The organism is Nostoc sp. NOS(2021), from assembly GCF_017115025.1.
GTDB lineage: Bacteria > Cyanobacteriota > Cyanobacteriia > Cyanobacteriales > Nostocaceae > Nostoc.
This window is the reverse complement of record NZ_JABXKM010000079.1, coordinates 1-15,628: the sequence shown is the minus strand read 5'-3', so window position 1 is coordinate 15,628 and position 15,628 is coordinate 1. Positions and strand designations below refer to the sequence as shown.

General features: G+C 43.4%; 13 protein-coding genes. 2 read left to right on the top strand and 11 right to left on the bottom strand.

Going from position 1 to position 15,628, the window contains the following annotated elements; genetic code table 11:
- The first annotated feature begins 4 nt into the window (after window positions 1-4).
- Window positions 5-226, top strand: a complete 222-nt coding sequence (locus HWQ41_RS09600; RefSeq protein WP_292761911.1) for a hypothetical protein — start codon at window positions 5-7, stop codon at window positions 224-226.
- Window positions 227-374: 148 nt separating this feature from the next.
- Here HWQ41_RS09600 and HWQ41_RS09595 read toward each other — a convergent pair whose 3' ends face one another.
- Window positions 375-1,493 carry a 2-aminoethylphosphonate aminotransferase gene (locus tag HWQ41_RS09595; protein WP_292761910.1) on the bottom strand — a complete coding sequence of 373 codons (1,119 nt, stop codon included), beginning with the start codon at window positions 1,491-1,493 and terminating at the stop codon, window positions 375-377.
- 205 nt (window positions 1,494-1,698) lie between these two features.
- Complete coding sequence (aepY, locus tag HWQ41_RS09590; RefSeq protein ID WP_292761909.1) at window positions 1,699-2,898, bottom strand: phosphonopyruvate decarboxylase; 1,200 nt, start codon at window positions 2,896-2,898, stop codon at window positions 1,699-1,701.
- Window positions 2,899-2,948: 50 nt separating this feature from the next.
- Here aepY and HWQ41_RS09585 point away from each other — a divergent pair, with 50 nt between their 5' ends.
- Window positions 2,949-3,248 carry a hypothetical protein gene (locus tag HWQ41_RS09585; RefSeq protein ID WP_292761908.1) on the top strand — a complete coding sequence of 100 codons (300 nt, stop codon included), beginning with the start codon at window positions 2,949-2,951 and terminating at the stop codon, window positions 3,246-3,248.
- Here HWQ41_RS09585 and aepX read toward each other — a convergent pair.
- The 9 genes from aepX to HWQ41_RS09540 form a co-directional block, all read right to left on the bottom strand.
- Window positions 3,202-4,857 carry a phosphoenolpyruvate mutase gene (gene aepX / locus HWQ41_RS09580; RefSeq protein ID WP_292761907.1) on the bottom strand — a complete coding sequence of 552 codons (1,656 nt, stop codon included), beginning with the start codon at window positions 4,855-4,857 and terminating at the stop codon, window positions 3,202-3,204. The two genes, HWQ41_RS09585 and aepX, sit on opposite strands and share 47 nt — an antisense overlap.
- 365 nt (window positions 4,858-5,222) lie before the next feature.
- Window positions 5,223-5,978 (bottom strand): phosphocholine cytidylyltransferase family protein, encoded by a 756-nt coding sequence (locus HWQ41_RS09575; protein WP_292761904.1) that lies wholly within the window; start codon window positions 5,976-5,978, stop codon window positions 5,223-5,225.
- Window positions 5,979-6,112: 134 nt separating this feature from the next.
- Window positions 6,113-6,826, bottom strand: a complete 714-nt coding sequence (locus tag HWQ41_RS09570) for a 2OG-Fe(II) oxygenase (protein ID WP_292761903.1) — start codon at window positions 6,824-6,826, stop codon at window positions 6,113-6,115.
- Window positions 6,827-7,284: 458 nt separating this feature from the next.
- On the bottom strand, window positions 7,285-7,890 hold the full coding sequence (locus HWQ41_RS09565) for a CDP-alcohol phosphatidyltransferase family protein (protein ID WP_292761901.1): 606 nt from the start codon (window positions 7,888-7,890) through the stop codon (window positions 7,285-7,287).
- A gap of 147 nt (window positions 7,891-8,037) precedes the next feature.
- Window positions 8,038-9,246, bottom strand: a complete 1,209-nt coding sequence (gene hpnI / locus HWQ41_RS09560) for a bacteriohopanetetrol glucosamine biosynthesis glycosyltransferase HpnI (RefSeq protein WP_292761899.1) — start codon at window positions 9,244-9,246, stop codon at window positions 8,038-8,040.
- 233 nt (window positions 9,247-9,479) lie between these two features.
- Window positions 9,480-10,394, bottom strand: a complete 915-nt coding sequence (hpnK, locus tag HWQ41_RS09555) for a hopanoid biosynthesis-associated protein HpnK (RefSeq protein ID WP_292761897.1) — start codon at window positions 10,392-10,394, stop codon at window positions 9,480-9,482.
- Window positions 10,395-10,876: 482 nt separating this feature from the next.
- Window positions 10,877-12,331, bottom strand: a complete 1,455-nt coding sequence (gene hpnJ, locus HWQ41_RS09550) for a hopanoid biosynthesis associated radical SAM protein HpnJ (RefSeq protein WP_292761895.1) — start codon at window positions 12,329-12,331, stop codon at window positions 10,877-10,879.
- A gap of 548 nt (window positions 12,332-12,879) precedes the next feature.
- Window positions 12,880-14,535, bottom strand: a complete 1,656-nt coding sequence (locus tag HWQ41_RS09545) for a B12-binding domain-containing radical SAM protein (RefSeq protein WP_292761894.1) — start codon at window positions 14,533-14,535, stop codon at window positions 12,880-12,882.
- 186 nt (window positions 14,536-14,721) lie between these two features.
- A complete protein-coding gene (locus HWQ41_RS09540) occupies window positions 14,722-15,498 on the bottom strand; it encodes a Uma2 family endonuclease (RefSeq protein WP_292761892.1) in 777 nt (258 codons plus the stop codon).
- Window positions 15,499-15,628: the final 130 nt, after the last annotated feature.

The window sequence follows — 15,628 nt, the reverse complement described above, 5'->3', positions numbered from 1 at the left end:
CCCAATGCCCGAAGTCGGCGGGCGGCTATCCTCTCCAGCCACTCTTGGGTTGGAGTTTCCCGCCGACTTTCATCGGACTTACGCAAAACTACACGCAGTAGGGGCAATTCATGAATTGCCCCTACCTAAAAATCAGGGTTTTGGCAAACAATGGAATGTTCTCTTGAGGAGTTATTTGTTGCCTTGGCGGATACGCTTTGGAAAGGCAAGCGCAATTCTCAACTAGAGGATTTGGTCATTAAGAGATTGGCTACACAATATAACAAAGATTATTGGGAGTTTTTTGTCGAAATGGATTCCTGCTTTGAGACAATTGCTTCAGACGGTGATTCAAGACTGTTGCGTAGTCAGTCCGCAGCATATATCTAATTTAATTACTGTCTTTTTGAAATAATTTGTTGAACAACAGCAACAAATCGTTCCATATCAGGGTGAGTAATAGCTCCCATTGTTGATACTCTAAAAATAGATTGAGCTAAATTTCCTTGTCCAGAATAAATTACATAATCCTCAGCTTTGAGTTGGTCGTGAAATTCTTCATAACTGAATTTATCTGGTAAATAGTAGGCATTCAAAACCACAGATGAAATTCCTTGAGGAAGTAAAGATTTAATTCCCATTGAGGCTAACCCGTCTCTGACTAAGTTTGCTAGTTGGCTGTAATAGCTGTGTCTAGCACGCCATCCTCCGGCTTCTGCCATTTCTTGCAAAGCTTCTGTTAAGGCATAAAATGTCTGTACTGATTGCGTAAAAGGTGTTCCGCCTCGGTCTTGCTGCTGGCAATAGGTTGCTAAATCTAAATATAAGGTGCGGGGGATTGTGTCTACTGACGGCAGTGCATCCCGTCGCAGGATGACAAAAGAGGTTCCAGGGACGCCATGCAGACATTTATTAGCTGTCGCAGCACAAGCGGTGATTCCCCAATCTGCAAAATTTAGTTCTTCAGCACCAAAGCTGCTAACTCCATCCACTAGTAATTTGATGCGGCGTTCTTGACAAATTGGCGCGAGTTCCACCAAATTATTTAGGCGACCGGTAGTAGTTTCGTGATGGACGACAGCGAGATGGGTGATATCGGTGTTTTCATCCAGGAGTTTGATTAAACCGTTGATATCTATTTCGGCATCCCAAGGATGGGAAAGTGTGATGTAATCAATGCCGTGGATTTTGGCGATTTTGGATAGTCGTTCACCATATACACCGTTTTCAATGACTAGCAATTTCCCATCTCTGGGTACTAAACTGCTGATCATCGCTTCCATTGCTGCGGTACCAGAACCGGTGAGGAGAACTGCTGCCCAGCGATGCCTACGGCGGGCTACGCCTACGCCTCCAAGATCATAAACTTGAAGTAATTGTTCGCGGATTCTGCTTTGAAGTTCAGAAAATTCTACTTCACGATGACACAAATCGGGACGCAACAGGGCATTTCTGACGCGATCGCTCAAATTCACGGGGCCGGGATTTAGTAAAATCATTTTGTCATTAGTCATTGGTCATTGGTCATTTGTCATTAGTCATTAATAAATTAAGAGTTTGTACTTTGAATTTATTAATTAACGCGATGTGCAACTTATTCTTAAAACCCCGCTTCCATTCCTCTCCCCCACAGGGAGAGAGGCTTTGATTCTTGCTCCCCTTCCCTTGTAGGGAAGGGGTTGGGGGTTAGGTTTGAGAGAAAGTTGCACACGGCGTGAATTACGAATTAGAAATTATCAGGTCTGAACCAATATGTTTCATGAAGCGTTGTAAAACTGCTTCCGGGGTGAGGTTCGGTCGGGGTAGCTTTTCTAAAGTACCGGGACGGATTTTCAGATGAGCGAATTTAGGTCTAGTGTTAGCATCTGCGGTAAATAAGGCTTCTAAAAGGGCTGGGTCGTCTCCGGCTAATGTAACGCCGTAACCGCACGCTTCGGCAATTTTGGCAAAGGAGATACCCGCAGAGACGGTGGCTTGTGCGCCTGTGGAATCGTAGACTTCATTATCTAAGAGAATATGGAGCAAGTTAGCACCGCCATAAGTGCCGATGCTAGCAAAATTACCCATTCGCATCAGTGCTGCTCCATCGCCATCAATCACTACTACCTTCAGGTCTGGACGTGCTAAGGATAGTCCCAATCCCATTGAGGAAGCGCAGCCCATCGACCCGACCATATAAAGATGATTGGCGCTGTCTTGACTGGCGAAGAGTTCCCGTCCCGTATATCCTGTGGTGGCAATTACTACAGTATTCTCTGGATCAATTAGTTCCACAATCCGAGCTAGTGCTTCGCTGCGAGAAATGCGTTGTTCTTTGTTATCTCGAAAAAAGCTTTGCTGAATATCAGCGCTACTACTATTTTCTCGTTCGGGAATAGAAGAACGGGTGAGTGCATGGGGTGCGATCGCTCCCTTACGCATAATTAGAGCATAAGGACGGCGTTCTTGTCTCATGTAGGCTGTGGCTCTTTTCAAAACGGGTTCTATTTCTGCTGCGTCTGTGGGAAAAAATTCCCAAGGTACAGACATAGTTTCCAACAATTTATCTGTGATTTGCCCCATTAATTGATGTTGCGGTTCATCTTGTAAATGGCGTAGGCGTAGCCCGTCGTAGACATCGCCTCGCAGTGTACAAATCAGCAGCAGTGGAATCCGAAAGATATAATTTAGGGACGTTAGCGGGTTAACAGCATTCCCCAAACCAGAGTTTTGCATCATCACCACAGATAGTTTACCAGCAATTGCTGCTCCCGATGCGATCGCTACAGCATCTCCCTCATTGGCTGCGGAGATATATCTAAGTTGAACGTCATTGATAACGTAGTTAATAAAAGGCGTGAGAAAAGAACAGGGTACGCCAGTATACCACCCAAAGCCAAGATTACGCGCAGCTTCTACAAATTCCTCTGCCTGGATCATAATTAAAAATTTACAGCAATTTTCAGGGATTTAGACGATTGAGATGGGGAGTGGGAAGGAAAGATTATTACTTCGACTTCAGAACTCAAAACTTTAACCTCAAAGCTTCGTTGATCAACCTCAAAGCTTCATTGATGAACCTCAAAGCTTCATTGATGAACCTCAAAGCTTCGTTGATGAACCTCAAAGCTTCGTTGATGAACCTCAAAGCTTCATTGATGAACCTCAAAGCTTCATTGATGAACCTCAGAGTTCAAAATTTTATTTCCACCTCCTCATTCCCAACTCCCCACTCCCCACTGCCTATTGTTTTAATTGAAAAGCAAGGTCAAGATCATCTAAAGAATTAACATCTAACCAGTTACCGCGAATATAAAGCACCTTGATCGGTTTGCCTTGCTCGATTAAATAATTGCATAATTCTGGCAAACCCAAACTGTTAAATTCCGGTCGTTTTTGTAATTCATCGAGTGCTTCACTTACCCACTGTCTACCTTGACTCCGCAAACGCAGCATCCCAATCCAGCGTCCGCTAGATTTACCCAATTGCATTTGTGTCGTTTTAGAAATGTCCAACAGATTGACATCCTGTCCAAACAGAGAAAGGTCGTCTGGAATTGAGCAATAGGCGTAGTCAGGTGAACCGCTAACAGATTTGCTGTTGGCCACAGAATCAACCACAGCGACAATTTCTCCAGGACATTCTAATAAATCCCGCAGGATGTAGCTTCTAAATAGTAAATCGCCGTAAAGCACCAGCATCTCCTCGCTGAAACTGGTTTGAGCGCAGGCTAAAGATGCTAATTCTCCCGTTGTTTCATAATCTGGGTTGCGGATGACTTTAGTCCCCGGAACATTGATAGTTTCTGCTTTGTAACCCGCGACAACGGTAATATCATTGATGGCAAGTTTTTTGAATTTGTCCACCAACAACCTGAGTAGGGGTTTACCTCCAAGGGGTAACATCACTTTCGGTTTATCTTCCGTCAACGCTGCTAATTCTTGGCCTCTGCTAGCAGCCAAAACGATCGCTTGGGTGTTTTGTCGTCCGTTGTTAAAGTAGCGTTTTTCCGCTTCTATGAGTTCATCCGCCCCTTGTAGCCGGAAAATTTCTTTTACAGGTGCAATATCATCTTCAATGTTGATTAAAGTTTCGCTGGCTTTCACTTCGCTAGCGATCGCTTGCATACTAGCAACAGCAGCTCGAATCATGTGGTTTGCCCAGATGACCAAATTAACTTCAGCTTTGCGAAAAACATCAGTGGCAGTGCTGTAATATTTTGTCGGTATAATCACTAACGGGGAACGACCCGCCCACTCTTTGGCAAAGGCTAGCACTTGGTCAGGACGCGATGATTTACTGTGAATTAGGATGGCGTTTGCGCCGGCTGCGTGGTAAGCTTCAGCTCGGCGCATTGCCTCTGAGAGATCCCACCCGGCAATCAAAGCTTCCAGTCGGGCGACGATGCAAAAATCTGGGTCTGTCTGACTATCCTTACCTGCCTTAATTTTGCCGCAGAATTCATCAATATCAGCTAAAGCTTGGCGACTGCCGTTGATGAAACTATTGGTTTTGGGAAAAAGCTTATCTTCAATACAGACTCCCGCAATACCTCGCTGTTCTAACTTCTTAACCAGGCGACGCATATTATTAAAGTTGCCATAACCAGTATCCCCGTCTAATAATATGGGGATGCTGGTGACATCTGACATGAACTCCAGCATTTCCACAACTTGAGTCCAACTGGCTTCATTATTATCTCGAACGCCATATTGAGCCGAAAGGGCTAGTCCACTCGCCCAAATTCCTTTAAATCCAGCCTCTTCCACAATGCGGGCGCTAATTCCATTGTGAGCTTCCATGATGAAGTCGAGTTGAGGCGATTCTAGTAATACCCGCAATTGGGCACACTTATTTAAGTTTGCAGCGGTGTCGATGGGTGCAAATATTTGATGCATCTATTCTACTTTTCTCAACTTATATAATATAGCTAGCGATTTTCAATTACATGGAATACAGACCTCACCCTAACCCTCTCCTCTTAGGCTACAGCGTACACACATCTTGGTAATGAAGCCCAAACCCTGGATTTACCCCCCTTAATCCCCCCTTGTCAAGGGGGGAAATATCCGGTTCTCCCCCTTGCTAAGGGGGAGTTAGAGGGGGTGAGAAGGACTTGTGTGTACACCGTAGCTTCAGAGGAGAGGGAAGTAGAAAAACTTTTATTGCTGGAAGGGAAGTAAGCCTCAAAGCCTTTCTCCTTTTAGGAGAGAGGTCAGACTGTAATGCATCCAAACCAGAAGCGCTATAAATAAAGATATTTTCAGACATTTTCTGCGACTTCTATCTGAGGTAAAATATCGTTTTGGGCACGTTGAATATCCTGGGGAAAATCGATTTCGAGCCAAGGTAATCCGGTGATGTCTTCGTAGCCAAATGTTTCTGGAGTTTCTAACAGTAGATCCCGAATTACTTCTTCATAAGGTTCTTCATGTCGTCCGTCAGCGATATAATATCCTGTGCGCGTGGCAAGACGGTGAGCAGCAGCACTTCCAAAACGAAAGAATCCCACTGACTCGCCAATCAAATCATAAGCCAAACCAAGAGCTACTTGTTTGCGAAACTCCACTAGATAATTATCTCTGACACAAAGCTTCACGGGTTCATCTCCCGGTTCAAAATCCCGATCCAGCAAGAAGCTGTTGGGGATATTTGTCTTTACTAGTCGTTCGATGATGCGGCGATCGTACAACACATCTGCATCCATTAATAATATGTCATCGCCAGCAACTAGCTGTTGACGTAAAGTCCAAAGGCTGATTACACTACCTTTAGTGTAATCAGGATTATAAACTGTACTGACCCAATTTTCGGCTCCTAATGCTTTGATTTCATCCTGAATTCTTTGTGATTGATAACCCACAGCAATCACTACTTCGTCAATCTGGTAATGACGGAGATGGTTCAAATGGCGCTCTAATAGAGATTTGCCGTTAAATTTCAGTAAGCATTTGGGTTGGATTTCCCCATCTTTACCTAAGCGTCGTCCAACGCCAGCAGCTAATATAATTGCCTTCATCGTCAAGTCACCAATAAAGCTATGACACCAGGAAATATGGAAACTTTCCCAGTATTTTATATGACTGTTTTTTGCTCAAGACAATATTTGTTAATTAATTCTTAACATCGAAGAAAGATTAACTCTGTATCGTCTCAACCGCGAAACACCTGGCGAAACCCGAAATAGGCGATCGCATCTTTCATATTCGAGACAAAACGTTTTAGCATACCCATGCGGGTGTCGGTGACATACTCCAAAGTCAAGACAATGCGCTGTTCATTCTTACCCAAAGGTGTAACTCTGTGGTAAAGTTTGTCACCATTGAATAATACTAAACTACCAGGAGTTAAGGAGAGCGATCGCGTTTGCGTCTCCCGTTCAGGAATATCCTTGTAGAGTTGATATTCCAGCTTACTGGATGAATTATCAACCAAACCAATCAACACTGTATAGCGTTTCCCGCGATAGTAAGAAGTATCGTAATGATACTGAATATGATCACCAGGCTCAGTGTAATAGTACAGCGCGTAAGTATGGGGATCAGCCTCAGGACAGGGAAGGAGTTTTTCTGCCGTAATTTGGTTGAGGAATTTAAAAAAGGCACTGAGTTGATAAAACTCTCCGAAAATTGGAGCAAGGCTGTCTAAGCTATAGCGGCTGATACTACCGCCCTTTTTATGATTGGGAATATAGTTGCGGTTGATAGCAGGTTGTAAAGATGGCAACAGCGCCAATAACTGCTCAATGATGGAGTTAGGGAGAAAGTTCTCCACCACCAAAAATTCATTTTGAGCTTGAAACTCAGCTTGAAGTTTCTGGTAATTAACAGCTGCTATAGCTTTATCAATTTCAGTTTGAAGATCCATTGATAATTTGATACTAATACAGGATTGCAAAAATAAACATACCACTTCTACACTCAAGTAATAACGAGTTATTCAAGATAATTTGGGAAGAAAGCAGCAGGTGAAATATGAAAAAAATCTGCCAGTTATTCAATGTGTCTGGTTGTTAACTTACGCCGCTTTTTCAATATGGCTGATATAATAGATTCTGTTTTTAAAATGGGTACTAAATCTTTTTGAAGTAGCCCATTTTCTTCTATCAAAACCTGAAGTAAATCTACTCCATAAATATCAGGCACGGGCTGCTGCGTTTGTTCATACTCGTAAACTATAGGAATCCGGTTTGATTCCTGAATTTACTTGCGTGGGTAGGGAACTCTTAACAGGGAACTCTTAACAAGAAAAAAGGGATACATCGGTACTATTCAATAAAGCTAAAAAGCCTGTTTTATTAGCTTTCTGCCCAATGCCCCGCTATACTAATTGGATTCAGGCTGCGGGAGTGCCCAAAATTGCCAAATTACCCATACAGCAAATGTTGGCGCACCAATTGTAGCTGCTATTAGTAACGGCTCTAGTCCATGCAGTAAGGTAACTATGGGAAACAAATATAATACGTCTTCAATGTCAAATCCGGCGAAATTTGGTTGACGGCTAGCGTCTTTACCCAAACGCTGTTCCATTTGGTTTCGCAAGTGAAAGATGCACGCAACAGATACACCAGATACTATCCCCATCAGCAACGCCCACCAACCAAATTTTCCCTCCCTAAGACCATATCCAATACACACAAACAAAAGAATATGGATGATAGCATCACTAGCGAGGTCATATTGATGTCCCCATTTGCTGCTTTTGCCACTCAAACGAGCTAATTCACCGTCGGTGTGATCTAGAAAGTTGGATAAAGCAAACAGCCCTGCGCCAATGTTAGTCCAAATGGCATCGCCAACCGCAATCGCAATGGCAGCCGCCAACCCAGTTACAAGTCGCACTGTGGTGAGATGATTAGGGTTTACCCAACTGTCTTTTAGAGGTCGAACTAGCCAGTAAGCAAGTTGAGCATCCCAAGGCTTTGTGGTCATAGATGAACATTAAATTTGATATAGTCTGGGAATATGTATAACAGTGAACAGTAATCACTAACTAGTACCGCAAGGCGGAATTCAAAATTCAAAATTCAAAATCCAAACAGGTATACAGCGTAGTTATAAATATTCCCACTTACAACCTTAATTGATAATTGATAATTCATAACTCTTGTCTTCTTGTAGTAGTAGCTTTCCATCTTTAGTTAGCTTCAGTTGCTGCCCCCGCCACTCTATAGTGTTGCCAATAAAGCCAAAACACCAAATAGCAAAGCTTAACAAGTCGCACCCAGGAACGAGCCACAGAAACTTTTTGACAATTGGATCTTTCAGACTTATATTACCAACAACCCAAGCCATCAGCAATCTTGTTACCCAACAGATACATAGTCCTAGCCATCCTAGTATTGAACCATCAGTGGCAATCAGCAGCAGCAAGCTGGTGACGACACCATAGGTAAAAATTAGTCCTAGATAACCCCAAGGACGAGAAACTCGTTTACCACGCGCCCAACGAATCTGGCGCTTGATGGCATCAAGTAAGTTGTTGCTTGTTTGTACATGTTCAACTATATAGTCGGAAAGCACAACCTTATAACCTGCTTGAACAGGTAGATAGCCAAGTTGGAAATCATCTGCCAGATAATCAGCAATTGCTTCAAATCCACCGATCGCTTCTAGTACTTTTTTCGGGATGATAATGGTGGAGCCGAAGGCATATTTTATACCATTTTCCTGGATTTTGCTAACTAAAACCCCAGCATGAAACTCTGTAGTAGTACCAATAGCCTCTAATATCGATATCCATCCTTGAGTTAAGGTTCGATACATACAGGTAACTACACCCACGCTTTCGTCTTGCAACGGCTGGATAACTCTTTGTAAATAGTCTGTTCCAACTCGAATGTCACTATCAGCAAGGAGTAAAATTTCGTATTTAGCTTTGGCTGCGGCATTGGCCAAGTTGCTAACTTTGAGGTTTGTACCGATGACGCGATCGCTTACTATCAGCAGAATATCCAAGTCTGAAAAATTGTGGATGATTTTCTCTATAACCTCTATGCACGGGTCTTTAGAGTTTCGCACAGCAAAGATGATTTGATATTCTGGATAGTCCTGCTGACAAAATGAGGCTAGGTTTTCATAAGCATCGCTATCAAGCCCACAAATGGGTTTGAGGATACTAACAGGTGGGTGAAACTCTAGATCAATTGTCTGGGGATCAGCAAAAAAAGTTATTGCTGCATAAATTGCATAGCAATAAAACCAGACAGATAATATGCACAAAATTAGCAGAAAATCAATGATAACTAGGTGAAGATTTGTTAAAAAAGTAGATGCAAATATGGACATTGATTAGCAGGCAAGTAATATTAGCATTTTCTAGATTCGCTGCCGAGAGTTTAGGACTTTTGTATGTACGTTAAATGAAATTGGGATGACAAAGTTATTACTTTAGAGGAATTTTACTTTTAAATGTTCACGACATATTTTTGGCTGGCATAATTATTCCCAAAAGTATCTGAATCAAAGCCAGATACTTTTAGCATAAATTATCATTAATTAAAAATTCTGGGAAATAAAATTTAGGTGGTACGTTGGGATAATAAATGGTGGTTGGTAATTTCAAAGCCGTTATTAAGAAGCGCTTCGCGTACCTGATCACTTAATAAGGCAGCAAGTTCTGCTTCACCTGTAGCTACTTCTCCATTCAAAGGATCGCCATGAATAGCGTTGGCGTTGGCGTAGCCTCTCCAAGAGTTGCCCGCCGTAGGCATCGCCGGATGAGAGTAAATCTCCACCAAGTTTGCCTGGATTTGGGGTATCAACCCAAGCAAGTATTCCTCTGTAATGCCACCAGTTTGCAATAAACCGTAAACTCTTTGGGTAAAGCTAATACCTTGGGACTTTAGCATCTTCTCACCATAGCGGCGTAGTCTGCCAAATACTCCTGACCAAACTAGCTTCGTCAGCAGATGACTGCGATTAACTCTGAGGGTCAACCCCAGTTCCTCACTGGGAAGACGAATGACTTTAATATCAAATTCTGGTGCCAGGTCAACTAAAATACGCAAGACCACTGGATGCATATGCATGTGCAAATGTCCATCCACATGAGAGAGAGGCAAACCAGTTGAACGGTATTTTTCCAACTGGGCGCGAATTTCTTGCCGCAGTTCTTGACGGGTTTGGCTGACAAATTGATAGCGCAACCCGGCGAACAATGGACTGTTGGAAAAGTTACCTTGTTTGTCAACTAAATGGGGAATTTGCTCTGGCGGTAGGATAGAGCGCCCACATATCAACACAAGATGTAGACCAACAGCCAGGGTTGGGTGGGCACTTGCCAAGGTGACAGCTTCTTTTGCAGCATCAGCGCTCACCATCAGGCTGGTACTTGTTAGGACTCCCTGTTTGTGTGCTTTGATGATTGCTTGATTAACTCCTTCAGAGAAACCAAAGTCATCACCATTGATGATGGCGAATCGCTTTGCTTGCATATGTTTTGTATTTTTTCTGATAATTGAGCTATTGAGTGAGACTGATAGCAATTCTGCATGAAGATGCGCCAAACTATATCAGGACTTACGCACAAGCAATGGAAAATGGAACCACAGAGGACGCAGAGTACACGGAGGAATAAGAGTTTGAGAGCTTTTTTGCGTAAGTCCTATATATGAGGAACGAACCGCAAAGGGCGCAAAGGACACAAAGAAAGAAAGAAAGAAAATTTGATGCAGCCTCAATACAGTTCAGTTAAGCATTTCTTCCTTTTCTTCCTTTGCGACGGCAGTCGCTCATGGGGGAAACCCCCAAGACCGCGCTGCCTCTTCTTTGCGTCCTTTACGGTTCGTTAAAAAAATTGAATTTGACAAAGAGTTAAGCCTTAACCCAAGCGTATTGAGTGCAGCCTCACAAACAAATGGTATGACACTACTGTTTGATATTTGGCTGGGTTAGCTCCAAAAAGAACAATCAACAACTAACCAACAACTACTGATTCGGCTTTCGCAGTTGCTTGGGTGCGACGATCTTTTAAGTATGAGAAAAATTCCCGCCCTTCACGCAGGCGGCGCACTAACATTTGAGGATCACTGAGCATTTCACTGACAATTGGGATGATCGCTTTGGGACGGAAGTAGAACTTCCGATACATCTTCTCAACTGCATCCTCAATCTCAGCACTGGAGAGATTTGGATATTGCAGTGTGGACATTTGAATTCCGGAAGTGGCAACTAAGGAATTGTTGCTAAACCAATTATTTTCCTGTGCTTGACGATAAAGTTCTGTTCCGGGATAGGGAGCTGCGATCGAAACCTGAATTGTATGAGGACTAATATCGCAAGCAAAGCGAACTGTTTCTTCAATTGTTTTTTGGGTTTCGTCGGGTAAACCAATGATAAATGTGCCGTGTATGGTAATGCCAAGTTTATGACAATTTTCCATAAACTTCCGCGCTACTTCCAGCTTGATTCCTTTCTTAATCCCATCCAAAATTTGCTGATTGCCAGATTCAAATCCTACTAATAGTAGGCGTAAGCCATTATCACGTAGTTGTTTGAGGGTGTCATAATCGAGATTTGCACGGGCGTTGCAACTCCAAGTCAGTTTGAGTCGCTGCATGTGTTCGCTAATCGCGATCGCTCGATGTTTGTCTATAGTAAAGGTGTCGTCATCAAACATATATTCTCGCACCTTGTCGCCGAAGATCGCTTTAGCTTCTTCCATCTCGCGCCCAACAGCTTCTGGGCTTTTAGTGCGGTATAAGTGTCCACCAATTGTTTGCGGCCAAAGGCAGAAGGTACATTTTGCCGGACAGCCCCGCCCAGTGTAAAAGGAAATGTATGGATGCAATAAGTAGCCGATAAAGTATTTTGTAATATCCAAATCACGGTGATAAATCGGCAATACACTGGGCAGAGAATCCCAATCATGAATCAAGGGGCGGTCTTCATTATGACGTATATTACCCTGGCGATCGCGGTAGCTTAGACCTTTGATTTCCTCCCAAGATTTACTTTCTGCTAATTCTTTGCAGGTATAGTCAAATTCGTGGCGACACACAAAGTCAATAATTGGGTTTTCACTCAGCGTCTGTTCTGGTAATACTGCTACGTGCGCTCCAATCAAGCCAATCTGGATATCAGGATTTTGAGCTTTGATTGTCTCGGCGCACTTCACATCATTAGGCAGCGAAGGTGTGCTGGTGTGCATGATAATTAGCTCGTAATCTTTAGCAATTTTGATGACATCTTCTACTGTTTGATTATGTGGTGGTGCATCGATAAGCTTGCTACCAGGTACAAGGGCTGCGGGTTGGGCCAGCCATGTCGGATACCAGAAGGAAGTAATTTCGCGCTTGGCTTGGTATCTCGAACCTGCTCCACCATCAAACCCATCGAAGGAAGGAGGACTGAGAAACAAAGTTTTTTTCACAGGTATATTTCCTTATCTATAGTTAGGAGGTTCTACTTAACACTTCTTTAGGATAAAACCTCAAAAGTAGCATAGCCGATCGCAGTCCTAAATCTTTCATTAAGGGACTTCAAAATGAAAAATATCCAATTATTTCTTGTGGGGTGGGCGTCTCGCCCGTCTCGCCCGCCCAGTAACCAAAGGCGGGCAAGACTTCGGCGTAAGAGGATGTTTGAAAAGTCCTCTTATCGATAGCAAAAAGTTCTAGATCCCCCTAAATCCCCCTTAAAAAGGGGGACTTTGATTCCGGTTCCCCCCTTGTTAAGGGGAGCCAGCGCGGTCTCTGACTGGTTCCCAGCCTCCAGGTTGGGAACCCATCTTGGAAGGGCTGCCGCCTCCTCTTTCTTGACGAGAGGCAGCAGCCCTCTTTTGAATACATTCCCAGTCTTAAAACTGGGAACGAGTCCACACAAGCCTTTGGGCTTTTCTTAGTGCCATTCTTCTATAGACAAGTCTCGTAGAGAGCGTCATTATCAATTACGAATTATTTTCAGGACTGTGCTTGACAGTTAGCTACGAACTTTGGTGAGGATTTTTTGGGAATAAAACGAAGCCGATTCTTCATTTTTGGCACAATCTTGGGCAAACTTAATCAAATGATGTCCGACAAGTCCAACGTGAATCAAGTTTTCAATATTACCTGCTTTTAATGCTGGCTTGGCCATTTTCCAGAAAGTTTGACGATAGTTACTAAATATGCCTATCCGCAGCAAAATATTGGTTAAATAAGTTAAACCTTTGCGAATATTAGCCCTAGAAGTGCGAGCCGGGCTGTTAGGAATTTTGATGCGATTTGGGTAGGTGTGTTCCATGTTGTAGGCAAACCGCTGATATAAAAATTCCGGCTCATAAGCAGTTGTGATGCAGCGCCGCCACATCTCAATAACTTGCTCGTAGGGCATCAAAAACTCAACATTTGATTCGCGGCTTTCATCAAAGAGAAGTCGTCCTTCTGCTTCTAATCTCCGCCATAAAGGAGTTCGGGGTAAAGCATGAAGTAGGTTAATTGTCAACATGGGAATTTGGGATGCCCGAATAAATTCGATAATTCGGTCTGCGGTTTCTGGTGTATCTGTATCTAACCCGATGATGATTCCTGATACTACTTCCATGCCATAGCTATTTAAAACCTGAATCGCTTTTAAGATTGGCATACTCAGATTTTGGTCTTTGGAAATAGCATGGAGAGCGTCTGGTTCCGGTGTTTCAATGCCACAAAAGATTGTGCAAAAATAAGCTTCGCGCATCATCTCCAGCAGTTTTGGACTTTGAGCTAGGTTGAGCGTTGCTTCACAGGCAAACTGGATGGGGTAGCCATTGCGTTTTTGCCAGTCAATCAGATGAGGAAGTAACTTCATGGCGGCGCGGCGATCGCCAACAAAGTTATCATCGACAAAATACACTGCCCCCAAATTGCCAGATTGTCGCATTGCGTCTAACTCCGCGACTACCTGCTCTGGTTTTTTCATCCGGGGACTGTTGCCATAGAGTTCGGGAATATCGCAAAACTCGCAGCGATAAGGGCAACCACTAGAAAACTGCACATTTGCCAGGAAATAATCATTGATATTCAGCAAATGATAAGCTGGTGTGGGGAACTCTGTTAGGGGCAAACGTTCCTTGCTGTCAAAGCGAATTTGCGCTTGGGGACGTTCCAGGTTTTGGTCGAGATACTCGATCATGCGATCGCTTCCATCTCCCAACTCACCCAAATTTAAAATGTCAAACTCAGGATAATATTCTGGACACCCAGATACCGAGGGGCCACCAACAACTGTAATTTTGCCGGCTCGATGGGCAAGTTCATTAATTTGATTAATCTGTGGTTTTTGGATATGCATTCCACTCACAATTACCACATCAGCCCATTGGTAATCAGCCCTAGTTGCTGATTTGACATTCTCATCAATAAACCGCACTTCCCATTCTTTAGGTAAATAGGCAGCCACAATTAAAATACCTTGGGGTGGCATAAAAGCCCGGACATTACCCATGAGTGGGTAAGCGTGATGAAAAGTACCAAAGGAGCGGCTGTACTTGGGAAAGATACACAGAATGCGTCGATGGTGCGAGGGAACGTAGCGGGTTCCTTGAGCAGTAGGAGCGGTTTTGGAATCGCCCGCGACATTAATTTGGTTCTCTAAAGACTTCAGATTCACAGTCATCGCAAATTTTATCCTGGAAAACTGAGCAGCTAATTTGACAGTTTATTGACAAAATCAGCTGTAATTTAAACTAGCTTACCAAAGAAAGGCAGTTATGCTGGAGGTGAAACAATGCGGTGAGTCAGCGTGGCATTGGAAACCCGTAATGATCGATGACGGAGTAATCAGAACGGCGGTTTTTACTTTCTACTCGAACGGGGGCAAATTATTCGGGTCAATACCCTGAGATTGCAAATAAGCAATCAGTCGTTCTTTTTGCTGGCGTTCCTGTTCAGCGCGTTGGCGTTCTTGTTCGGTGCGTTGGCGTTCTTGTTCAATCTGTTCCACAGCCCACGGTAATAAATTACCAGCTTGATCCCACCAGCGCAACCAATAACCAGTGCGAGCTTCTTTTGTTCCTTGCCAAGTTCCCAAAAATAAGCCCATTACATCAATCCAATGACGACCATTTTCGTCGGGTTGCTTTAACTCATAGCGTTTATTTTCCAGTTGATAATATTCCAATAAACCGCCATCTGGTTCAAAAATTATGTAGATGGGAATCTGCAAAATTTGCTCGTAGAAAAACCATTTTCCTGGTGGATAAGTTCGCTTTACCGAATATTCTCCACCCTCAGTGTCGGATAAAAATTCGATAGCGATCGCTGGGATATTTCCTTCTAAATTGGGTGTATAACTTTTGCGATTGCCCACAACTTCATTAACCGATGGCACATAAACCCAGTCAGGTGCTTTGGCAATAAATTGCCCGTTGACTGTCGCACAAAGACCAAAGTTTGAAGCTATCAACATCTGGGGTTGGATGAATCCACTGATTTCTAGGCTTTCACGCAAAGCACCAGCCAAAAGTGGCTGACCGGTATTCTCCACTGGTTCATCCTCTAGTTGAAAATCCTTGGGTAAGGCTTCCCAAGATATTACTAGTTCAGTTGGTGATTTGGCTTGGCTGAGTTGGGTTGCCATAAACACAGCATGAATTTATTTTTGATCTTATCGCTTGCGATACCAGGATCAAAAAAAAGGGGCAAAAAACCCGGCCCTCTTAACCAGGAAACTAGGACTTATATCATGTCCGGGTAATTAGTTGTGATTC